The following is a 23,561-nucleotide window of genomic DNA, read 5'->3' on the forward strand; positions in this document are numbered from 1 at the left end:
CCGAACGTCTTTTGACTGATCTGGAGGATGCCTTCGCCGCTGTGCCGTCTTTCACGGCCCATGTTGCGCAGTTGGAAGCCGTGTTACCTGCCGTGGAAGAAAACCCGGCAACCGAAATGCCGCTGACTTCCAGCCTAGCGCCGCCCACATGGCTGGAACGCTTTTTCAGCCGCGACCGGCTGAGCACTGATGAACTTTATGATGACATCGAAGAATGCCTGCATATCCGCCCTTCCTTCGTGCTGACGGTGACGTTGTCGGCCATCATCGCCGGGCTGGGAATGCGCAGCGGACAGGTTGCTGTGGTGATTGGCGCAATGATCATCGCGCCCTTGCTTGGCCCCACGATGGGATTGGCGCTGGCAGCGACGGTTGGTGACTGGAAGCTGGGCCGACAGGCAATTGCGACACTGGCCGTGGGCTGCGCGCTAGCAATCCTGGCGGGCATGGTGATCGGCGTGATCGTGACGATTGATCCGTTAACCCCTGAGCTGCGCAACCGGACGTTGGTTCAGCCCGCCGATATTGCGCTTGCTCTCGCGTGCGGCGCGGCCGGGGTGCTGGCCTTTAGTCGCGGGGCGTCACTAGCGCTTGTGGGTGTGATGGTCGCCGTTGCACTGGTTCCGCCGCTGACCGCTGCGGGCATTTACACCGGGGCAGGATTGCCCGCTGCCGGGGCCAGCGCGATGTTCCTGTTTACGGTCAATCTGGTGTGCGTGAATGTCGCGGGTATCGCGACTTTCCTGTTTCAAGGCCTGCCGCCCAAAAGCTGGCGCATGACTACGGGTATCATGCTGGTCTGGGTGCTTTTGCTGGGACTGCTGATGGCGATGATGGCGGGACACATTCTGCTCGGCTTTGGCGCTTGGGAAGGCGTTTTTGGGTATCTCGGTGCGAGCGGATGATGATCACCCAACCAACCGCCGCGCTCAGGGGGCTAACGCTCCACAATTGACAGGAAGCCACCCAGTTTCAGTCATAACCGGCACCAACGACTGGCCCCAAAAGCAGACATCCTGGCGATTCACGAAGCGCACAAAAGCTGCACTTCTGCGGACCTCACAAGTCTAGCGTTCCTTAAGTTTCTGTCGCGATCTTTGCCTCGGCCATTCCGGCTAGAGGAGAATATCAGTGGGAATGTCACAATTTGATCCGTCAGCTGAACATCGGCGTGCATGGAATGAGGGGGCAAAGATCGGCCCGAAGCGGCCGCTAACGCAGAAACAGATATGGGCAATCAGGTTCTATCTAGATCGTGAACAGCGTGTTCGCGACAGAGCCTTGTTCGATCTGGCGATCGACAGCAAGCTGCGCAGGTGTGATTTGGTCGAGCTGAAAATTAGCGATCTAATGGCGGGCACCGAGATCCGAAACCGGGCGTCGATTACCCAGCGCAAGACAGGCCGCCCAGTTCAATTCAAGCTCGCGGTTGATGCCCGCAATAGCCTAATAGCTTGGCTTGCAAGACGGGGCGGATCACCTAACGCCTATGTCTTTCCCAGTAGGGAAGACCGCACCAAACACCTAAGTACACGTCAATATGCCCGTTTGGTAGACGAATGGGTGACATCCATCGGTCTGCAGCGGCAGGAATATGGAACACATTCGATGCGGAGAACGAAGGTGGCCATGATCTATAAGGCCACCGGCAACCTCAGAGCGATCCAGATACTCCTGGGGCACTCCAAGATTGAAAATGCGGTGAGATATCTGGGAGTCGACATCGAAGACGCACTCAGTTTATCGGAACAAACAGAAATCTAAGTGATAGCCGGCCCCTTGGGGTTGGCATCTCCCTATCGCCGATTGCAGACGGGCCGCTGCTATTTCTCGCCAAATCAGCTCGAATGCCGCGGCGGGCGTAAAGCCACCGTCTTTCATCGAGTGAACGAACGGCAGCTAATCGCCATCGCCGCCCTAACAGCGGACTTTCCGGTCTGTCCGACGAAGCGGTCATTCAGAACCCAGAATCTAATTCGATGAACTGATGGCGGCTTGGACTAATCGGCGCTAGAAAGGAGCCATTCCGGATCGTCCGAAGACACAGTCTCTCAGTTCAGCTTTGACGCAGGCCGCATAAACAGCGGGATTTAGGATCATTTGATGCCTCATCTCGTCGACAATGATGACGCAATGCCGACATCCCAGCTACCGAAAAACTTGGATGTGATTGTGCCATCAGTTTTGTTGGTACACCTCCATATTTGGGTCGGAAAAATTAGGCACCGAACCGGGGGCACGGATGGGGGCACAACTTTTCCGGAAAGAATAGGAAAACTAGTAACTTCAACTATTTATTCTAGAAAAATGAATCCCTCCGTCTCCGCCACCGGCCTGTTTAACCCGGATCACCTCTCCGCAAACCGAGGGAGACCTCGGCTTGCGAAGCGGATTATGCAAAAGTGGAGAACGGGGCGTTTGCCGATCAGGCTGCCACGGTCATTCTGTTTCCGGCATGATACGAATTTCCAGTGGGTTTTGACCGCCGATATATTTTTGTGCGGCGGATTGGATGTCCGAAGGAGTTATGGCCTCGAGGATCTCCATGCGCTGCCGGCGGCGATCAAGCACTTCGACGTCGCTCTGCGCCATGGCGACCAGGTCGAGCCACGCGGAATTCTGGGTCTCGGCGCGCTGATAACCTTCCTTGATTGGGCTGCGGGCGCGCTCAAGAAGGTCTGCACTCACCGGATTGGCGGCCATCTGATCCGCGATTGCGCGGATAGCCGAGGCGGTCGCATCCATGGCCTCCGGCGGTACGGTTGCAAAGGCGGTCAGGTGGCCGAAGCCGTCGAACGTGCGCTGGGAATAGCTGAACGCTTCGGGCGAATAGGTCGAGCCCAGTTCCTCGCGCAATTTCTCGGTCAGGCGCAGGCCTATCGTCGCTGCGAGCACATCGCGAATGATGTCATCACGCAGATCCGCCGAATCGTCGGTTGGCCAGCTGACGGACAGAGCTCCCTGATCAGCTTGTCCGGTATGGGTCAGCACTTTCGTCGACCGATCGGCGACGAACCCTATGGGCGGGGTGACCTCCCCGGCTTCACGCCGGATAGCGCGCGCAGGCAGCGTACCAAGCGTGGCCGCCACGGCGGAGATTGCCGCATCCGCGTCGATATCGCCGACCAGACCCAAGGCTAATGGCCCTTCGGCAAGCTGCGGCGCAACGGCAGCGCGCAAGTCCGCGAGCGAAACCTCCGTCAGGCGCTCGGCATCGACGACACCCAATCGGGCGTCGTTGCCAGCGAGCACGGAATTGAACGCGTTGACGAACACTTGGATCGGGGCCGACCGGATATTCTTGGCCAGGAGCGGCGCGACACCTGCCCATTGCGACTGGGTTTCGGGCCGCCATGCGGTCGCGGTCAAACGCGCGGCCAGCAGGTCGAGCTGGAGTTCGAGATCATCCGGCGTGGTAGTTCCCGACGCGACCAGCGCGCCGCTCGAAGCAGCGAGACCTGCGACGACAGCCTTCCCGGCGAGGGCACGGCGTAATTCGTCCGGATCGTGGGCTTCCAAACCGTCGACGCTCATCGCGATCGGCAGCATTTCTTTGAGGCCGGGACGGTCGGCAGGAAAGCCGCTGATACCTGTGCCGGCGCGCAGCGAGAAGGCGATCTTGCCGGGTTCAAAGTCCGTCGTCTTGAGGTTAAGCTGCAAACCGTTCGCAAACCGTACGGTGCGGATACCCAGATCCTCGACAGTCTGATCGAAGACTACTTCCCCAGGTGCGCCCCACTCCTCGTAAGCGAAGTCGACGGCAGCAGCTTCCTGAGGCGCTGTCACGGCGACCGCGGTGCTTTCCTCCAGCGCTGAGGCGATCGCTTCTTCGCCGCCTTCGATTGGCTGCTTGGTGGACACGTGGACGATGCTCGGACCTTCGTTCCAAGCGGTCTGGAAGGCGCTGCTGACCGTTTCAGCCGTGATGCCGGGCTCGATCGCCTGGTAGAAAGCGAGATCGTCTGTCGGCGATGTCAGGACGGTGTCGTCAAGGCTGGCGCGGACCAGCGCCTCGGCCAGTGCGGCACTGGGTCGGCCCGATGACTGCGCCACGGCGTTGCGAAGCGCGGTCTCGATATTTGCCTTGGCCTCGGCAATTTCAGCGGCGGTGAACCCGTATTCTGTCGCGCGGCGTAATTCCCGTTCGGCCAAGGCCAGCGTATCGCGCCACTGGCCATCCTTCGCCACAATCAGCAGACCGAAAGCTTCGGCGGTCCGGAACAGAGGCTGCTCAATCGCCTGGGCACCCAAGGTCGGCGAGTCTGGTGCGCGCGACAGGGCGGCGATGCGGTTCGAAAGGGCGATGCCGGCAATAGCGCGCAGGACTTCGCCCTGAGCTTCGACCAGGGTGTTCGTCGAGGGCTTCCAGGGCGAAATGCGTTGCAGTTCGATGATCTCCGGTATGGCCGGATCCACAAAGTTCGCGACCACTGCGGAATCGCCGGTAGAAACCGGACCGGTGTACGGATCGCGCGCGCTGCCCTCTCCCTCCCAGTCGGAAAACTCGGCTTCGATCTTGCGCTTCATTTCCGCCACATCGAAATCGCCGACCACCGCAAGGGTAGCCCGCTCGGGCCGATAGTATCCCTCATAAAATCCGCGCAAATCGGCGGCCGATATGTTCCTGATACGCTCGACATCGGCGCGCACCCGGTTGCCCACGCGCGATCCGGGCAGGGCAACCTGGAGATAATCGGCGATGCGCCGCCGCGAAGGATCGTTGCGAACCTGGGCTTCGTTCAGGATAATGCCACGTTCGCGCTCGACGGCTTCGGGATCAAGGGTAAGTTCGCCCGCGACCTCGCGGATCACCTCGAGTGCGGTGTCGACCGTGTTCTCGTCGGTGTTGGGCAATGCCAGCTTGTACGTCGTATAGTCGAGCGCGGTTTCGGCGTTGGTGTCTGCACCGAACGCCAGGCCAAGCCGCTCGAGAAGCGGCAGCAATTCACCCTCCGCGATGTTGGTCGAACCATTGAATGCCATATGCTCGACGAAGTGCGCTGCGCCGTTTTCGGCATCGGTTTCCTCGCGGCTACCGACTTCCACGGTAAAGCGCACGGCTGCCTCGCCCGCAGGATTGGTGTTGCGCTGGATCGCATAGCGCATACCGTTGGGCAGCACTCCGAACACGATGTCCCTGTCAGGCGCGAAATCCGGGCTGACAATGCCCCATGCTGGCACCCCGGTAGTCTCGCTTGCCGCCGTGCTGGTCTGAGGCGCGGTCTCCTGCGCCAGGCAGGGCTGGGCGGAAAGCGCCAGACATGCGGCCAGCGCAAAGAGTGAAGTTACGCGAAAGGATTTGACGGTGTTGCGACCCACGGAAAGTCCCCTGTGTTGTTGAATCGTATTGAAAACCCGGCCAGTTATTGATCAGACCCGATCCCGCTGTGATCAGATTCCTATGTCAGGGAAAACAGAATGGCAAACCGTTATCGGGTCTTTTGCAGATCGGATCGCCGAGCGACGGTAAGAGCCTGCTTTGCAGCCTGATCTAGCTGCTTTGGGCGGCTGTTAGTCGCATGACTCCAGTTTCGCTAACGGACCTATGGCGAGCCCGTGACGAGAAGTACGAGCAGGGTCAAACCGGTCGCAATAAGCGCCACCGAGAGCCACCGCCAACGCCCCATACCATGCCACATGCCGCTGAAGCTTCGCGACAGCCGTACTTGCGAATGGCGTTCACGCGCAATACGAAGCGAGTAGATCGCCGCGCCCGATAGCGCGAGGCCGGTCAGCAAGAGACCGAACAGGAACCAGGGGATCTTGGTCCAATATCCGCCGAAATTGCCGAAATGCAGCGGATCGGCCATCTCCCCGATGCGCTGATGGACCGTCATATCGCGGCCGTCGGTGGTCAGCAGCACCTGTGATGATCCCGGATCGATCCAAACCGAATTGGCACGCGGACGGACCAAAAGTGCCTCGTAATCACCATGCAGCACGAGATAGGGGCTGCCCTCGCCCGGGAACAGCACTTGGTTGATGCGCAGTCCGGGATAGGCCTCTTGCGCGGCGGCTAGCGCGGCGGACAGGTCACCTACTTCGGGCGAAATCGGATCTGCGTCGCCGGCTGGCGCGGCGGCTTCGACACGCGGTGCGGGCGGAGCGTCGAGCCCCAGGCTCTCGGCGAAATACCAGACGCTGGTCATAATGATCAGCGCGACGAACCACATCGACCAGACTCCCGCCAGCCGGTGGAAATCCCCCCACCACATCCGAGCATCGCGCTTTCGCAGCGGCTTGGCGAAGCCGCGCCACCATTTCTTGTAGACCACGAAGGAACTTACCAAACTCACCAGCAGCAGGAAGGCGAGTGACGACACGATCGGCACGCCCAGCCAGACGGGCAGGTTAAGATGCCGGTGCATATTCCTGAGTATCCGCGCCGCGCCGACCCAGGGGCCGACCCCCTGGATTTCGCCAGTTGTCGGATGCGCATGAAGAAAGGCCAGGCTGCCGTCGGGACGCTCGACCCGCACCCGCGCGGCGAAGGCGGAAGCGATCGGCGCTTCGATTGCGAGCACCTTTCCTCCCACCTCGTGCTCCGCTGCGCTTCCGGCGATAGCTTCCCAGTGCACCGGACCCTCGACGCTCGTCGGAGCTACGCGCAGGCTGGGCTGGAGGAGCCAGTCGATCTCTTGGCTGACCACAGCGAGCGTACCGGTGAACAGGATGAAGGTCAGGAACAGGCTGAGCTTCAGGCCGACCCACTGGTGCACCGTCCACCAGCCGCGCGCCCGGCTGGGCGCATGGCGGCTGCTCGGCAGCGCGACCTCGATCGGGGTGCCCTCCACCCCCATCAGAAGCGGTAACCCACCTCAAGGAATACCGAGCGCGGCGCGCCGGGGAAATGCCCCGTCCGGTCGATGAAGCCCGATGCGGCGTAGGTCGCATCGAACAGGTTGTCGACGCGCAGCAACGCGCGCACCGGACCGGTCTCGTAGATCAGGGAGGCGTCGAACACGATGTAGTCGTTCACCGGCTGGTCGCTGATGCTGATCCGGTCAGAAACGTAATCGCCGCCCAGCGCTACCGCCAGCCCTTGAGCCGGGAACTGGTAACGCGTCCAGAACCCGAGCTGATGTTCGGGCGCGTTGGCGAACCGGTCGCCGATCGCGTTCGAAAAACCGCCACCACCATTGTCGCCGGTAATGCGCGTGTCGTTATAGCCATACGCCAGCGTCAGCACCCAATCGGGCGTTATATCGGCGGCGATGTCGAATTCGAAGCCCTTGCTGGTGATCTCGCCCAGCGCGACCAAATCGTCGACGCCGTCATTGCCGGTGTCGCCGCGCGGATCGGTCTGGAGAATGTTCGTGCGGCGGATCTGGTAGGCCGACAGCGAGGATTGCACCCGTCCGCCCATCAGCGCGGTTTTGATCCCGACTTCGATAATATCGCCAGCGGTTGGCGCAAAGGGTCCTCCCGCGAGCGGGTTTTGCGAAGCAGCACCCTGCGGCTCGAAGCTGGTGGCGTACTGTCCGAAAAATGAAATATCATCGGTGACCCGGTAGACGCTGCCGAGGCGATAGGTGACCTCGTCGTCCTCCGTCACCGTGCCGTCGGCATCGTCGGTAAAGCTGTCGAGCCGCACCCCGCCCGTCAGGATCAATCGGCCGATAGTCAGCTCGTCCAACAGATAGACACCGAACCGCTCGCTCAGGGTCAGCGTCTCGTTGAAAGGTCCTTGGTTGTAGGTCGCCGGGTCCGACAAGCCATATTGCGGGTCGAACAGGCTGAGCGGGTTCGGCAAGCCGGGGGTGTTGGTGGTCCTCCCCCGCAGCGAACGGCCCATGAAGGCGCTCTCGGCTTCGTAATAATCGAGACCCACCAGCACCCGGTTGGACAGCGCGTCGCCCAGTTGCTCCGACCAGACCGCATTGGTGCCGAAGGACCAGGTTTCCTGCTGGCGCATCTGGTCGCGGAACTCCCGGATGCTGGCGTCGATCGTACCGTCGCCGTCGGAATCGAACAGCCCTCGCGGTTCGTGATAATTCTGGGTCTCGACCGCATCATTGTAGCGCAGGGTCGCATCGATGGTAACGCCGGCCAGCGGCTCTGCTTCCACGCGCGCCTGCAGAACGTCAGACCGCAGGTTGAGGAAATCGCCCGGTTCGTTGTGGTTCCAGCGGCGATCGGTGAGGAACTCCCCATTGTCGTCCACCGGCACCCCGCGCAGTCGGTTGGCGTCGAGCTCCTGGTCATATCGGGTCGCCTGGAGGATCAGCTTCACTGGTCCCGGTTCCCACGCCACTCCGCCATCGAGGATCAGCGTGCGCGAGGCGGCGTTGAAGCGAAAGGTCCCGCGATCCTCGTAGAACACACCGCCGCGCACCGCGACATCGCCGCCCAGCGGCGCGTTGACCTCCACCGATCCGCCGAAGCGGTCCTCGGTTCCGGCGATCAGCTTCGCCTGCCCCTCGAACCCGCGCTGGGTGGGTTTTTTGGTAATGTAGTTGAACAGCCCGCCGGGCGCGCCGGGGCCATACAACATGCCCGCCGGACCCTTGAGGAACTCGACTCGCTCGACATTGAACAATTGCGGGACCGAGAAACCGGCATACGGATCCCCGCGTAGCCCGTCGTAGAAGATCTCCTCCTGTCGAAACCCGCGCGCGGTAACACCCGCGTAGCTGAAGAAGCTGACGCCCGAGATGTTGCGGTAAAGGTCCTGCGCATCGCGCGCGCCCTGATCCTCGATCAGCTGCTGCGTGATCGTGGTGATGACCTGGCTGGATTCAAGCGGTGCGGTAGCGAGCTTACCGGTAGTGGTCTCTTCGGCCCGGTATAGCTTCTGCGCGCGTCCCGAAACGATGATCGTCCGGTCCTGCGCGGTCTCGGAGTCCGCCCCGCGAGGCTCCATTCCGGCGGACGAACCCACCGGATCCTGAGCAACATCTTGCCCCCACAGCGGCGCCGACAAGAGGCTGCTCGTAAGACAGATGAATTTCAGGTGAGAAAAAGCAGAACCGGACACTAAATACCCCTCATTGCGAATCGTTTGCAAAAGCCGGATAGGTCTTTTGCAATTGCGAATCAATCGCAGGTTTTCCGGATAAGCGTAAGGGCGCTCACGATATTCGAGTAACCGAAGTGCGGAATTACGCCGGCCGACAAGTTATCTTGCGCTCGTAATTGGTGCGAGCCGCGACAAACTGCACCGAATTGCACTTGAAGAAGTAGGGCGCCTGCCTGATCAGCAGTCCACGCTTTACGTTGGCTGAGTAGTTATTTTGCAATCGGGGAAACATGTCCCTGATCTAGGTCTCTCAATGGTCTTAGCCTGGCCCATCGCCAGACGGCATGGCCGGAGCCTCGGTGCGTAAGCGGCGCCATACAAGCAGGAACATACCAAGCAGCAACAGGGGGACGAGCGGCACACCGGTCGTGAGCGCTAGCGGGCGGGCGAAAGCCGCCGAACAAAAAACAGCCGCAAGACCAACCCTTTCCCAATCGAGAAACCCACGTTCGCGCCCTCGGGCGAAGAGGTAAGCCAGCGGAAAGATAAGTAGGACCAGGTCGTAATCGAGGACAAATGGGGTCGCCAACGGCGCACCGGCCAGCACCAGCGCAGCAAGGCCGGGCGAGAACGGTCGCCGCCAAGCGGCCCGGGCAATCACCGCCCCGATCGCCGCGGCCAGCAGTACCTGCATGGCAAACGCCAGGGCGCCCGGCACGCCAAGCAGCCGAAGCCCGGCGAACTGGCTGACCATTTTCGCGAAGCCAATCGTGCCGTCACCGGTTGCGCTGCCGGCAACTGCCATGACTGCGAGCCATTCGCTCCAGACCTCGGGCCCGAATGCGAGCGCTGCCAGTCCAGCCAGTCCCATCGCCGACGCCCCGGCGGCGGCAATCACGCGCCATTGCCCGCCAGCAAGCAGCGCGACTGCTACCAGAAGCCCGAACTGCGGTTTGATCGTGGCGAGTCCGATCAGCACGCCGACCAGCCACGGCTTTTCGCGCACCATCAGCAATCCCCCGCCGAGCAGCGCCCCGACCAGGAACGAGGTCTGTCCGTGGGTCAGGGTCACAACAACTGGAGGGAATGCGAGGAACAGTACGATACCCGGCGCTTTGAGCCCAAGCTTTGAGAACCATGCCCGGACCGCTGCGAGCCATGCGTTACTGCGCCGTGCCCGAACGGATTCCCGCCGGGCCTTGGGTCGCGAATGGCCCGGCGGAAAGCTGGTTGGCTCGGGTCATAACCCGGCAAAATCGATGTCCCATCGAAAGAACGCCGGCAGCGACTGCACCGATGTTCGTCGAGGACAGTGACGCGCCCGGCTGGCGCTATTGGTCAATCGTGCCGACCGTCAAAAAAGCGTCAATTCCGCTCTGGTCCGCCTTCCCGGTACAAGCGTCGCCACAACAATGCGCCGTTACTGGATTGCCGAGAACGCCTCGATGTCATTGATACGGCCGGACACGACCAACTCGTCGTTGGGAAAGATGATGGTGTCGGGCACCGCGTGAATGAAATCTTCCCCTTCCCGCTTCACTCCGACCACCGTGACGTTGAATTTCTTCCGGCATTCGCTGGTTACGAGTGGCAGCCCGACAATGATTTCCGGTGCGGCCAGCCGGGCGATAGCGAATTCGTCCCCGAAAGAAATGAAATCTAGCAGGCGCTCGTTGAGGATATGCGCCACCCGCTCGCCCATCCGCTGTTCGGGAAAGACCACGTGGTGCGCGCCGGTCCGCTCGAGAATGCGGGCGTGTTTCTCGTTGGTCGCCTTGGCCCAGATGTTGGTCAGGCCGAGGTCGGACAGGGCCAGCACCGTCAACACGCTCGCCTCGATATCGGTCCCGATGGCCACCACTGCGGCCTCAAAATCGGCGACACCAAGCCGTTCGAGGGTTGCGGTTTCCGTGCAGTCGGCTTCAACCACCTTGGTCAGGCTGGGCGCAAATTCCTGCACGATCTGCGCGTCGGTGTCGGCCCCCAGAACTTCATGGCCCATCCGTTCGAGCGTGTGCGCAACGGCGCCCCCGAAACGTCCCAGGCCGATGACAATAACGGGTCTGCGTTTGTTAGCCGACAATCAGGTTCTCCTCGGGATAGCGATAAGGCCGCTCCTGCCCGCCCAAGGCAAGCGCAGTGGCGACGGTAATTGTTCCTACGCGCCCGACAAACATCAGCGCGGCAATCACAACCTGCCCGCTAGGAGGCAAATCGGCCGTAATCCCGGTCGAAAGGCCCACGGTCGAGAAAGCGGAGATCGTTTCGAACAGGACATCTTCAAGCGGTAGCGTGGTAATCGACGCGATATATATCGTCGCGGCGAAGATCAGGCTCGCTGCAAGCACGGTCACCGTCAGTGCCTGACGCTCGACCGCGCGGCCGAACCGGCGCTGGAACAGTCCTGCATCCCGCCGGCCGAGAATTTCGGACAGGACAATGGCGAACAGGACGAAGAAGGTGGTCACCTTGATACCCCCGGCGGTGCCCGCGCTGCCGCCGCCGATGAACATCAGGATGTAGTTCACCATCAGGGTCTGGTCGTGAAACGCACCGACATCGAGACTGTTAAAGCCTGCGGTGCGGGGCATCACCGAATGGAATGCGGCGTTGAGCAGCTTTGCGCCAAACCCCAACGGTCCAAGTGTCTCGGGGTTCTGCCATTCCATCGCCAGCATTGCGAAAAAACCTACGAGCAACAGAGCGCCGGTCCCGCCAACTGTCACTTTGCTGTGGAGCGACCATCGCCGCCAGCGCAGGCGGTTGGCGCGAATATCCTGCATCACCGGGAAACCAAGCGCGCTGAGGATCACCGCCAACATGATCGGCACCAGGATCACCGGGTCGGTCTGGTATCCCATGACGCTGTCCGAATGGGTGGAAAAGCCCGCGTTGTTGAACGCGCTGACGGAGTGAAACACCCCGTGCCAGATCGCCTCGCCCGGCGGCATGCCATAAAACGTCATCATCCGAACGGCGAGTATCGCAGCAACTCCGGCCTCCACCGCGATGGTAATTTTCAGGACCAGTTTGAGCACCGCGGCCGCATCGCCCGTTTCCAGCCGGCTGCGTTCGACTTGTGTAGCCATACGTTGCCGCAGGCCGAAGCCCCTGCCCGCCATCAGCCCGAACAAGGTGGCCGCAGTCATGATACCGAAACCGCCGATCTGGAACATGATCAGGATCATGAGCTGTCCGAAGAACGACCAGTAAGTCGGGGTATCGACCACGATCAGCCCGGTCACGGCAACCGCCGATGTGGAGGTAAACAACGCTGTTAAGAGCGGTGCCCGCACCCCGTCCGAAGTTGCGAAGGGCAGACTCAGCAGCAGAGTGCCGATCACGATCGCGCAGATGAACAGCACCGGTATCAGGCGAATCGGATTGCTCAGGCCCTTCATGTAAGGCGCCTCTGCGCGGGATACCTCAGTGAGTAAAGCGCGGCATGGTGCGCCGTGCGGCTAAACGTTGGCCCTAATGTCCCGGTTCGCCGATCAATTCGCCGGCAGCTGCCATTCGAACCAGGCTTGAGAAATGGCGGGGTGAGTTGCCTCTTGCGCGCGACGCACACCGTTGCCCGTTTCAGGATTTTAAAGCAGGATGGCGGCGATCTTCCAGCCAATCGAGAATCCGGCATGACCGAGGAAACGACATCCAAGACCGAATACCACCGTGATGGCACGGTGTGCGCAAATGGCCAGATGCTCGGCGGTTCGCTGCACGGCTATTGGGAATGGTACCGCAAGGATGGCGCCCTGAAGCGATCCGGTGAATTTGCACGCGGGGAGCAGGTCGGCGAATGGACGACCTACGATGCCAGCGGGCTCCCCTACAAGACGACACGGGTGAAACCGAAATGAATTTACGGCGCATCATGCCTGTAGGTCTGATCGCGATCCTGGCGTCTTGCACGTTTGAGAATGTGCCCGCTGGCGCTCCGGATACGGATGATACGAACGTCCGTGTGGCCGCCGCCGAAAGTTCGCGCGTCAAGGACCGGGTCCTTGATATTCTCTGCGATACCGGTCCGCGCAATGTCCAGGAGGAACTGGTAGTGGTCGCAGCTTACGTACGGAAACGGGACGGGCATTCGGACAGACTATGGGAAGTGGCTGATCAAGCCGACTGCCGCGAATTTTCCGGAAATAGTGTCACCTAAGCCGGCAAGACCTGTTGGGTGTATCACTCGGTGTATGTACAAACTGCTCGAGCCGCCAAAACGGAGGAGCCCGGTCCCTCAGGACGATAGCGCGCCCGGTCCGTCACTAATCCTACGGTAGGCGCAACGGAATCAGCGTTGCTTCTTCGCGGTGGTGGCCGTGAAATCGGGATCCTTCTTCGCCACCCAATCGACGAATTTGCGCACATTCGGATTCGCCAGCAAGGCGTCCACGTCCATTGCGTGCCGCTGGAGTTCCGAATTAGTGAAATTGGCGATCAGGGTATTCTGACATATCGGATGCATGGGAACGACCTCGCGTCCGCCGCGACTTTTCGGAACCGGATGATGCCACACTATGGTCTTGCCGGTGGGCCTGCCGCACAGCCAGCACGGCACTGGAGCAGCCTCGGCCTCATCAGCCCCGCTATCCTGCAGGTCCTCGTAGCGGCCGTGTTTCGAATGCTTGCGGGCCATATGTGTGCGCCTGAATTGCCTGAACCAGTGGCTGCCCTAGGGGGATGACCCGGGCAACGCCACACCAAGGGCGCTATTTGCCGGTTACGCGGACCCAATCGACCAGCATTTCGACCTCACCGCGCTTAATCCTCTCGACCGTTATTGCCGGGAGGCCCGAATAGGGCTCCTCGATCCCGTTGGTCTTGAAGGGATAGGCCCCGCCGAGCGCGAAATTGAGGATGACGTGTTTTGGGGTGTCGAAACTCCACTCGCCGTAATGCTCCACCATCGCCCGGGTCGCCCGGTAGGTCAGCTGGCCGTCGATCTTGAACAGGATTTCCTGCGGCGTCCATTCGACTGCATATTCATGCCACTGGGTGACATCTGTGCCGGGCGGGAAAAAGAATTTGTCCACCAGCGGCGTCTCGCCGGAATATCCCGGACCGTGCAGCGCAACGCCGGTCCAGTCCGGCTCTCCGACATATTCCATGATGTCGATCTCGCCCGTGTCCGGCCAGCGGCCGTTGCCGAGCAGCCAGAACGCCGGCCAGACTCCGGTGTCTGCAGGCAGTTTGATGCGGGCAGCGGCGCGGCCATGGGTGAAGTCGAATTTGCCCTGGGTAGTGATCCGGCCGGAAACAAAGTCGACTTTGCGGCCGTCGGGTGTCGCGAACCCTTCCCGCCACTGCGGCTTCAGGACCAGCACGCCGCCATCGGCACCGGGGACAACGCCCGCGGGACGGAAGGTGATGGTATCGCCGGAATCGATGTAAGCCTGCTGTTCGTTGTTGACCCAGAAATCGGGGCCGACGACATTCCATTTCGTCCGGTCGAGTACACCGGTGTCGAACTCGTCGCGGAACAGCATTTCCTTCGCATGGGCGGCTCTCTCCACTTCGGTAGAGGACGAAGACTGTGCGATCACAGGTGCGGCAAGGACCAATGCGGCGACGGAGAAAGCCAAGCTCAGTTTGGACATATCCATTCCTTTCCGATGCGAATGTGTCAGGTGGCGGCGGGACGTCGGTGCCATCCCAAAAGCTGCTAGTGCCATCTCAAACTCTCCCGTGCGCCGGTTGACCCGGACTTTTTCTGGTTTCGTTTATTTGGCCCAAGCGGGGCATGATGCCGGAGGAACTGAAGTGTCGATCCGGACAGCTCGCAATGTTAGCGCCAGACCCGCCGCCGCCTCGATGCGGAACGCCGTATCCACAGTGCCGAGATCGGAGCCGTTCGCCGAGAAGCAGCGCAGCGGGATCGACAGGCGGGATACCTGACCCAACGGCGCGGCCGCGACTTGCGAGCCAAGGGCGACCCTGCCGCCGCCAAGGATCAGCATGGCATCGCCGCCGCCACTCTTACTGTCGATCCGCCAGTCGATCACAAGCGCGCCGCCGCTCTCATACTGGCTGCGCAAATCGGCAGGCGGGCCCTCGATGGTGAAATATCCGGCACCTGTCCAGACGAACGCCTTGCCGTCTTCCTGCGCCGCGACATCGACCGACCGTACAGACACAGCGCCGTCGGGGCTCGTGATCGCCCCTGCGGGCACCGGGCGTTTGCCGCCCGCATCGCCCACCGACAGCGTCCAAGGGGACCGCGCGACACCGCCGCTGAAGAAATTCTCGAGGTTCATCGCGGTTGCTAGGTCAATGCCCGGATCTTCGGACAATTGGCCGATTTCACGCTTAGCGACGTAGGACAGGCCGTAACCTAGCGCGAACTGCGGCTGCGTCACCGGCGACGCGGCGTCCGAAGGCCAGGCGAAGGGGAGCGTTCCGGTGAAATCGCGCACTGGTTTGCCCGTACGCTGCGCTACCAGTACATCGGCAATCCCGCCGCCTTGCGTTCCGGGCAGCCACGCCGCCACGAACGCATCGGACGCGTTGATTTCAGGATTGGTGAACATCGGTCGGCCGGACAGGAAGACGGAGACGACCGGAATCCCCTGGTCCTTCAGCTGTGTCAACAGTCCGAGGTCGGAAGCGCCGATCGGTTGGTAATCCAGCGTCGGAACATCGCCTTGGAATTCGGCATAGGGACGCTCCCCGAAAACGACGACCGCGACATCGGGCTTGCTTGCATAGCGGCCATCTACCGCCAGTTGTGCCGTCCCGCCGGACTCGCGGACGGCATCGGATAGCGCCTGCCAAACCGTCTGGCCGTTAGGGAAATCGGACGGCATGACATCGGTGCCTTGCCAGCTGATCGTCCAGCCGCCTGACTGCATGGCGAGGTCATTGGCCCCGGGCCCTGCGACTAGCACCTTGGCGCCGGCGCGGATCGGCAGGACCGAACCGTTGTTCTTTAGCAGCACGAGCGATTTTGCGACCGCTTCGCGCGCCAGCGCCAGATGATCCGGTGCGCCGATTGCGGCATAATTGCTGCTGCCTTCGCGCATTGGATCGTCCAGCAGTCCCAGCTTCGCCTTGACCCGCAAGATGCGGCGCACTGCGTCGTCGATCCGGGCCATCGGGATCGTGCCGTCTCGCGCCTGCTGAACAGTGTTCGCAAACAGGTCCTTCCAGCTGTCGGGCGCCATATACATGTCGAGCCCGGCGTTCAGAGAAGCTGCGCAACTGGTCACGCTGCAATTTTCAACCTGGCCGTGCCCGTTCCAGTCGCCGACCACGAAACCTTCGAAGCCCATCCGCTCCTTCAGGACATCGGTCAGCAGCGACCGGTTGCCGTGGTGCTTGACGCCGTTCCAGCTGGAAAAGCTCGCCATCACGGTCAGCGCACCCGCGTTGATCGCGGGGGGATAACCAGCCGCATGGACGCGAACCAGTTCGGCTTCGGAGATGACCGCGTCGCCCTGGTCCTTGCCGTCCATGGTGCCGCCATCGGCCAGGAAATGCTTGGCGGTGGCCGCCACCTTGCCCGGCTGCAGCGGCTGCCCCGGGACGAGCGGCCCCTGCAGGCCCTCGACCATTGCCTTAGAATAAGCCGCGACCAATGAGGGATCGGAGGAATAGCCTTCGTATGTGCGTCCCCACCGAGGGTCCTGCGGTACGGCCAGCGTCGGGGCGAAAGTCCATTCGATACCGCTGCCGGATATTTCGGCCGCGGTAACGGCACCGATCTTGCGGATCATCGCCGCATCCCTTGCGGCCCCCAGCCCGATATTATGCGGAAAGATCGTGGCGCCCGGAATGTTGTTGTGCCCGTGCACCGCATCGACCCCGAAGATGATCGGGATGCCGGCGCCCGGGCCGTCCGGAGCGATCGATACGCTACGAAATTCGCGAACCATCCGGTCCCAGTCGGCAGCGGGTGCGCGTTCGTTGCCATAAGCGCCGCTGTTGCCCCCTGCCAGCAGCGAACCCAGCGGATACAACCGCAAATCGTCCGGAGTGATCGTGCTGATGTCGGCCTGAATGGTTTGACCGACTTTCTGTTCTAGGGTCATGCGCGCCAACAGGGCATCGATCCGCTGTTCGGTCGCGGCATCGGTAATGGCGGCTGGGCTTGCGGCGGCGGGCCAGATGGCGGGGACGGCCTGTGCATCCAGCGCCGGGCCATGACTGCATGCGCTTAGTAACGTCGAGCACGCAGCCGTAATTATCGCCAGTTTCAGGCTCTGCATCCGATGATCCTCTACCGTTTTGCGTTATTGTGTTAACGTTCTCAACGCCAAGCTATACACGCCGGATTGGTGAAATCAAGGACTACCCTGCAAGCATTTGCTCTCGAGCCGAGATCAGTCCGGCGGAGGCGCTGCGGTGGATTCCCGTACGATGAATCCGACTGGAATGTTGATCGGCCCCTCGGGAATCTCCTCACCCCGTTTCGCGGCGACGAGCAATTCGACCGCGCGCGAAGTGGTTTCCGCGATCGGCTGGTCGACCGCCGTCACCGTGGGCCGGGTCGAACGGGTGATCGGAGTGTTGTCGAAACTTACCACGGACAAGTCACGGGGCACTTCCAGTCCCTGCTCCCGCACGGTTTCGATCGCGCCGATTGCCATCTGGTCGCTGCTCGCGAGGATGGCAGTCGGGCGCGACGTGCGTGAAAGCAGTTCGCGCGCTGCCGCCCGCCCGGCTTCAAGGGTGAAATCGCCTTCGGCCAGCAGGCCTTCGACCGGCAGACCTTCGGACGCCATTTCTTCGTGCCAACCCTTGGTTCGCCAGGTGCTGAGACGATATTCGGGCGAACCGGCAATAAAGCCGATCCGTTCATGCCCGAGATCGATGAGGTAGCGGGTGGCCATCCGCGCCGCGCCGTGATCGCCCATGATGATCGGGATCCCCCCGCCCTCGCCGCGCGATCCGATCTGGACGAAGGGGATCGACTGGTCGCGGAGCAAGTCGGTAATCAGGGGATTGTCGGAATGCGGCGGCGTCAGGATCACCCCGTCCGGCTGCAACGCCGCAATCGCCGCCTGCAATTCACGTTCCACGTGGTCATTATGCGTGTCGACCAGCTCGAAGATCAGGCGGTAGCCGAGCTCGGCGCATTTGAGCATGCCGCCCAGCAGCATCTGGTCGACCCAGTCACTGCCCTGCCGTGCCCGCCAGTCCGCAATCGTGCGTTCCCGGTCGTTTATGGCGAGGATCAAATAGGACCGCGAACCGCTCATCCGCTGGGCGGCAATCGACGGTACATACCCCAGCTTATCGATCGAGGCCTGCACCCGGTCGCGCAATTCCTCGCGCACGTTGGGCTGCTGGTTGATGACACGGCTGACGGATTGCAGCGACACCCCGGCATCTGCGGCAACATGCTTGATCGTAACTGCCTGACGCCGCCGGGGCATATCCGAATGTGTCCCTTAGATTGATTTGTGGCCGCGTTAGCGGGATCGGCCGGTCATGACCAGAACCCCGCTATACCGGGCAAAAGCCCATTCGGCCGCGCCCGCTGTGCACTAGGAAAAGCGCCGCTGCCGTAACATCGGCCGCTTTTCCATCGTGCATATTCCTAGCCGTTCCTCAGAAGTCGAAACGCGCAAGGAAGGTAAAGCGGCGATCGTTGCGGAACGCCGAACGGGTGATCCGCGTACCGTCGAAATCGACGACCTGCGTAGTCTCGGTGACTTCGTCCAGCAGGTTGACGCCCTGCACACCCAGCTTGAGCCCGTCCATCACAGTAAAGAACAAGGACGCGTCGAGCTGCCCGGTAGCCTCCCCGTAGATAGGTGAGAACGGGAAGATCACGTCCCGCGGCGTCTGGAGGAAATCGGACCGCCAATTGTAGGCTGCGCGGGCCGACACGAAGTCGTTCTCGTAGAATATCGCAGCGTTGACCGTGTGCTTCGAAACCCCGGCCAGCGGCAGGCCGGACGTTATCAGGCTCCGGTTGGCGTCCAGATCGGGTTCGGTGAAATCACCGGCATCGACATAGGTGTACGTAAAGCCCGCACCAAGGTCCTTGAGGAAGCCCGGCAGGAAATCATAGACTTGCTGGTAGGCAACTTCGACACCTTTGAGAGTGCCGCCAGCCGAGTTCGTCGGCCCATCCAGCCTGGTGTCGACCGACAGACCGGAAGGTCCGGTCAACGTGACGATCGATGTTCCGCCATTCACGATCCCGGAAAGTTCCTTCATGAACAGGGACACGGTCAGCGATCCGACATCGGCCCAGTACCATTCGGCCGAAAGATCGTAATTCCAGCTTTCGGTCGCGGTTAGGAAACGGTTTCCGGTATCGATCAGGAACAACGGTCCGGTTTCGAGGGTGCCTTCTGCGCGCAAGTTATTGGTGTTGTCGGCCAGCGTCGCGTTGGTCCGGTAAAGTGCCAGATCGGGGCGGAAGATGCCTTTGGAGACGCCTACTCGGAACAGCAACCCGTCGCCGACATCCAGCTTCGCGTTGAAACTGGGGAGCCAGTTCTTGAAGGAGATGCCCGACGAATTGTCGATGATGTCCCCGTTGAAAACGGCAAGGAATTCAGCTTGCCGCGCTGGCGAAAGCTGGCAGAAACCGGGTAGCTGCTGTCCGGCGGGAAGTGACGCGGGATCACACGCTGAACCTCCGATGGCAGGTGCCGTGCCTACCGCGGGGAAGCTTATCGTGCCCTCGGAATTTACCGTCGTCTTGATATACCGGAGGCCGAAATTGCCGTCGAGCTCCCAGCCGTTTCCGAACAGGTCGTCCGCACCGAAATCGATCCGGCCATACAACGCGACCGTCTTTTCATCGACGTCGGAGATTTCACCCGAACGGAAAGTTCCGTCGACCACGTCGCTGCGATTGTAGAGCGGGCCCCACGGCGCGAACGAGCCGATGGTACCGATGATTTCGGCAGCCTGCGCTTCGGTTTCCCGGTTCAGATATTCGTCGACCAGATTATCGCCGCCGAAGAAGATGCCTGCCCCACCGGGTACCGGAAGCGTGGTGTTGCCGCGCTGGAAACCTTCGAAGGGGTTGCGAACCTGCGAATAGCTGGAAACGTTACCGTTAGGATTGTTGGCGAACACCGCGCCGCCAGACCACGGCGCGGAAAGGTTGCCCCAGTTGCCGAAGTTCGCGTTGCGGGTCACGCGGTTGCGTTCCGCCCAGCGTGCGCCAAAGCTAGCCTTGCGGAAGAAGCCGGTGTCGCTGACATCGTATTCGATATCACCGCGGAAGCTGTCGAGGCTGCCTTCGTTCTTCACCTGGTTATCGATCAGGAACCAGTAGAAGCTCTGGCCGGGATCGGTGAAGAAGTCGGTGCCTCCGCCCGAACCGGTCGGGGGCAGGAACTGTACATCAGGGGTCTTGCCGGTCGCGTCGATCGAAATGTCCGCTGCGCTTTGCATCACGCCAATCAGGCCGTTCTCGTTCCGGAACGATGACAGCGTCTGCGCTTCGAAATTCAGGCTCAGACGGTCTGTGACATCCCATTGCGCTGTGAATGACAGGTCTTCCGTTTCAGCCTGGTCTTCGCGCTGGAACCGCAGGAATTCCGCCGGAATACCGCCGCCTTGGGTCAGGACACCGGACTGGAAGATCCCGTTTTCGTCAAACTGCCAGGTGCTTCCCGGTGCCTGCACCGGGAACAACGCATCGTCGTTAACCAGCGCGAGGATCGCGTATTCGTTAATCGTCGCCGACGTTTCCGCCCGCAGATATTCACCTGTCATGACGAATTCGCCGCCCGGGCTTTCATACTGGAGCACGGCGGAAAACGCGTTCCGGTCGCGCGTCAGGTCGGTGGTGCGAACACCGGCGCCCTTGGGCGTGATGACTGTTCCCGGAGGCGGGAAATTGCTCGCGTCGAAATTCTGGCCGCCAAGCCCGCCGGAACCGACATCCTGAATCCGGATGCACGGGCCGTCGAGCGTATCCGCCCGGTAGCACGGGTCGGTCAGTTGCGAAGCGTCGGTCCTGGTGACCAGTTCCGACTGCGCGTAAGCCAATTGGACGCCAATCCGGCCAGCATCGTTCTCGTAGGTAGTCGAACCAAGCACGGAGAACCCGGGCGACCATTCCTTGGCAAGATCGCCGTAATTGGCTTCGATCGTTCCGGCGATATGGAAACCGGGTTTGTCCAGCGGCTTGCGGGTTACCAGATTGACCGTGCCGGAAATACCGCCGTCGACCATGTCGGCGGTGGTATTCTTGAACACTTCGACGCGGCCCAGCAGTTCGGGCGACACATCGTTGAAACTGAGAACGCGTCCGCCATTCGCGGAGAAAATGTCCCGGCCGTTCAGTTCGGACCGCACGAACGGCAGTCCGCGAATGATGACGCCGGTGCCTTCAACGGAGAAACGGTCGGGGTCGTCGCGCTGTTCGAAACGGCTGATGTTGACGCCGGGAACGCGCTGCAGGGCTTCGGCTACCGACCGGTCGGCCAGCGCGCCGATGTCTTCCGCCGAAATGACATCGACAAAGGTGTCGGAATTGCGCTTGATGTTCTGGGCGTTTTCGAGCGCCGCGCGGTAACCGCTGACGACGATGACATCGCCTTCATCCAGCGCGTCTTCCGGAGCTGGAGATGCTTCGGCCTCCGCCAGGACAGGACTTTCGGTTTCCTGCGCCGACGCAGCAGTGCCGAGGGCCATGCTGATCGCGAGTGATGACGCGGTTCCGAGAACCACGAGGCGGCCGGAACGGAACCCGTTCCACAATTGGAGGTGGCTGGACAAATCTCTCTCCCTGTAATTCCCGGCGCTCAAAAACGCCTTGTTATCCGACCTTGATATGCCACATTGTGAGCGTTATCAAGATAAAGATGAACGTTCACAAAAGTTGATATTTGAGCGGATTGAAATGCGGGAGAGACAACGGGTCAGCTTGTTCACATTCAACACACGTTGGCGAACTTTCAGATGTGAAATCAGATATCTGTGATGACTATCAAGCGCTCCGGATCGGTTACGGTATGGGAAGGATTCCGGGTCTTTCTTTGGCCAGAGCAGATTGCAGCAAGGGAGCGGCTGGATTATTCGTGAACTTTGTTGTGAAATTGCAACATTTCGCTTGGCCGTGCTGGCCGACTGGGCGATCTAGGCTCTGAATACAGCGCGAAACGGGAAACAGGATGACCATTAGACGCATTGTCATTGTCGGCGGCGGAACTGCCGGATGGATGGCCGCCGCGGCGCTGTCCCGCCTGAAAAGCGACAATCCGGTGGATATTACCCTCATCGAATCCGAGCAGATCGGCACAGTCGGTGTGGGCGAGGCGACCATCCCGCCCTTCGTGCTGTTCAACCGGATGCTGGAGATCGACGAGCAGGAATTGCTGTCGGAGGTCAAGGGAACCTTCAAGCTCGGTATCCAGTTCGTCAATTGGGGGAACCGGGGCGACAGTTATTTCCACCCGTTCGGCAATTACGGCTACGAGATCGACGGGGTGTCGTTTCATAATGTCTGGCTAAAATACCGAATGGCAGGCGACCAGCGCCCGCTGCACAATTTCAGCCCGGAAACGATCGCCGCGCAGCACCGCAAGTTCGCCCGCACCGAGACGATGCAGCATGACGACCTGCCGCCAATCAATTACGCCTATCACCTTGACGCCGGCCAATACGCGCGGTTCCTGCGCCGCTATGCCGAAGCACGCGGCGCGGTGCGGATCGAAGGCAAGGTCGATAATGTCAGGTTGCATGAAGAAACCGGCTTCATTGCATCGCTGACGCTGGATGATGGAAGCGAGATTGCCGGCGACTTGTTCGTCGATTGCTCGGGCTTCCGCGGTTTGTTGATCGAACAAGCGCTGCAGACCGGTTACGAGGACTGGAGCCGCTGGCTACCGTGTGATCGGGCGGTCGCCCTGCCCTGCGCCAACTCAGGTCCGGACCTGCCCTATACACGCGCCACCGCGTGGTCTGCTGGCTGGCAATGGCGGGTGCCGCTGCAGCACCGCAACGGCAACGGCCATGTCTATTGCTCGCTATACATGTCCGATGACGAGGCCCACGGCATCCTGACGGACAACCTCGACGGGCAAGTGCTCGCAGAACCAAATTTCCTCCGTTTCACGACCGGTCGGCGCAAGAAGTTCTGGAACAAGAACGTGGTCGCCCTCGGGCTTGCGGCAGGCTTTATGGAACCGCTGGAATCAACCTCGATCCACCTGATCCACACCGGCGTTTCCAAATTGATCGCGTTGCTTTCGCTCGACGGCGTGTCCAAGGCCCAGGAGGATGCCTTCAACCGTTTGACAACCAAGGAATACGAACGGATCCGGGATTTCCTGATCCTGCATTATAATGCCACGGAGAGGGACGACAGCCCGTTTTGGAATTATTGTCGCACGATGAGCATTCCAGACAGCCTCCAAGAAAAAATCGACCTGTTCCGCATCAACGGCCAGATCTTCCGTGAAGAGGATGAGCTGTTCACGGAAACAAGCTGGGTCGCCGTGATGATGGGCCAGGGCATCAGCCCCGCCAATTTCAATCCGATGACCGCCACCTTGAAGGAACCCGCTTTGTCCATCGAAGTCGGAGAGGTCGAGAAATCGATCCGTTTCCTGGTTAACGCCCTTCCGTCCCACAGCGATTTCGTCCGGCAATACTGCCCCGCCGCGCCCGCGTAACGGCTCCGTAATAT

15 protein-coding genes and 1 pseudogene are annotated in these 23,561 nt (G+C 61.0%); 5 read left to right on the forward strand and 11 right to left on the reverse strand.

The window, feature by feature from the left end; translation table 11 throughout:
- Positions 1 to 11 precede the first annotated feature (11 nt).
- Together GRI65_RS05955 and GRI65_RS05960 are read left to right on the forward strand one after the other, a co-directional pair.
- Positions 12 to 905, forward strand: a complete 894-nt coding sequence (locus GRI65_RS05955; protein WP_160755656.1) for a TIGR00341 family protein — start codon at positions 12 to 14, stop codon at positions 903 to 905.
- Between the two features lie 232 nt (positions 906 to 1,137).
- A complete protein-coding gene (locus GRI65_RS05960) occupies positions 1,138 to 1,764 on the forward strand; it encodes a tyrosine-type recombinase/integrase (protein ID WP_202391201.1) in 627 nt (208 codons plus the stop codon).
- A gap of 675 nt (positions 1,765 to 2,439) precedes the next feature.
- Here GRI65_RS05960 and GRI65_RS05965 read toward each other — a convergent pair.
- From GRI65_RS05965 to GRI65_RS05990, 6 genes and pseudogenes are all read right to left on the reverse strand, one after another.
- Positions 2,440 to 5,319 carry a M16 family metallopeptidase gene (locus GRI65_RS05965; protein WP_160755658.1) on the reverse strand — a complete coding sequence of 960 codons (2,880 nt, stop codon included), beginning with the start codon at positions 5,317 to 5,319 and terminating at the stop codon, positions 2,440 to 2,442.
- 224 nt (positions 5,320 to 5,543) lie between these two features.
- Positions 5,544 to 6,794: a PepSY-associated TM helix domain-containing protein gene (locus GRI65_RS05970; protein WP_332872608.1), complete on the reverse strand. Its 1,251-nt coding sequence runs from the start codon at positions 6,792 to 6,794 to the stop codon at positions 5,544 to 5,546.
- Between the two features lie 5 nt (positions 6,795 to 6,799).
- Positions 6,800 to 8,881, reverse strand: coding sequence for a TonB-dependent siderophore receptor (locus GRI65_RS05975; RefSeq protein WP_202391203.1), 2,082 nt, complete (start codon positions 8,879 to 8,881; stop codon positions 6,800 to 6,802).
- Between the two features lie 397 nt (positions 8,882 to 9,278).
- Positions 9,279 to 10,109: pseudogene (locus GRI65_RS05980) on the reverse strand (glycosyltransferase family 87 protein); the annotation flags it as partial.
- 270 nt (positions 10,110 to 10,379) lie between these two features.
- A complete protein-coding gene (locus GRI65_RS05985; RefSeq protein ID WP_202391204.1) occupies positions 10,380 to 11,042 on the reverse strand; it encodes a potassium channel family protein in 663 nt (220 codons plus the stop codon).
- Complete coding sequence (locus GRI65_RS05990; protein WP_160755659.1) at positions 11,032 to 12,360, reverse strand: TrkH family potassium uptake protein; 1,329 nt, start codon at positions 12,358 to 12,360, stop codon at positions 11,032 to 11,034. The genes GRI65_RS05985 and GRI65_RS05990 overlap by 11 nt, the downstream gene beginning before the upstream one ends.
- A 234-nt stretch (positions 12,361 to 12,594) precedes the next feature.
- On the opposite strand from GRI65_RS05990, the gene GRI65_RS05995 reads away from it, so the two are divergent.
- Both GRI65_RS05995 and GRI65_RS06000 read left to right on the forward strand, forming a co-directional pair.
- Positions 12,595 to 12,819, forward strand: coding sequence for a toxin-antitoxin system YwqK family antitoxin (locus GRI65_RS05995; protein ID WP_160755660.1), 225 nt, complete (start codon positions 12,595 to 12,597; stop codon positions 12,817 to 12,819).
- A 14-nt stretch (positions 12,820 to 12,833) separates the two neighbouring features.
- Positions 12,834 to 13,118: a hypothetical protein gene (locus GRI65_RS06000; RefSeq protein ID WP_160755661.1), complete on the forward strand. Its 285-nt coding sequence runs from the start codon at positions 12,834 to 12,836 to the stop codon at positions 13,116 to 13,118.
- Between the two features lie 132 nt (positions 13,119 to 13,250).
- Here the strand turns inward: GRI65_RS06000 and GRI65_RS06005 are convergent, their stop codons facing one another.
- The 5 genes from GRI65_RS06005 to GRI65_RS06025 all read right to left on the reverse strand — a co-directional run bounded on the left by GRI65_RS06005 (position 13,251) and on the right by GRI65_RS06025 (position 21,649).
- Positions 13,251 to 13,595 carry a hypothetical protein gene (locus GRI65_RS06005; protein WP_160755662.1) on the reverse strand — a complete coding sequence of 115 codons (345 nt, stop codon included), beginning with the start codon at positions 13,593 to 13,595 and terminating at the stop codon, positions 13,251 to 13,253.
- Between the two features lie 73 nt (positions 13,596 to 13,668).
- Positions 13,669 to 14,556 (reverse strand): glycoside hydrolase family 16 protein, encoded by an 888-nt coding sequence (locus tag GRI65_RS06010; RefSeq protein WP_232843981.1) that lies wholly within the window; start codon positions 14,554 to 14,556, stop codon positions 13,669 to 13,671.
- 123 nt (positions 14,557 to 14,679) lie between these two features.
- Positions 14,680 to 17,163, reverse strand: coding sequence for a glycoside hydrolase family 3 protein (locus tag GRI65_RS06015; protein WP_160755664.1), 2,484 nt, complete (start codon positions 17,161 to 17,163; stop codon positions 14,680 to 14,682).
- Between the two features lie 114 nt (positions 17,164 to 17,277).
- On the reverse strand, positions 17,278 to 18,333 hold the full coding sequence (locus tag GRI65_RS06020) for a LacI family DNA-binding transcriptional regulator (protein WP_160755665.1): 1,056 nt from the start codon (positions 18,331 to 18,333) through the stop codon (positions 17,278 to 17,280).
- A 175-nt stretch (positions 18,334 to 18,508) separates the two neighbouring features.
- Entirely contained in the window at positions 18,509 to 21,649 is a 3,141-nt protein-coding gene (locus GRI65_RS06025; RefSeq protein WP_232843982.1) for a TonB-dependent receptor, read from the reverse strand.
- 395 nt (positions 21,650 to 22,044) lie between these two features.
- Here GRI65_RS06025 and GRI65_RS06030 point away from each other — a divergent pair, with 395 nt between their 5' ends.
- The gene (locus GRI65_RS06030) at positions 22,045 to 23,547 is read left to right on the forward strand and encodes a tryptophan halogenase family protein (protein WP_160755666.1); all 1,503 of its coding nucleotides are present in this window, start codon (positions 22,045 to 22,047) and stop codon (positions 23,545 to 23,547) included.
- Positions 23,548 to 23,561 lie beyond the last annotated feature (14 nt).

The sequence above is a fragment of the Allopontixanthobacter sediminis genome, assembly GCF_009828115.1.
Lineage (GTDB): Bacteria > Pseudomonadota > Alphaproteobacteria > Sphingomonadales > Sphingomonadaceae > Allopontixanthobacter > Allopontixanthobacter sediminis.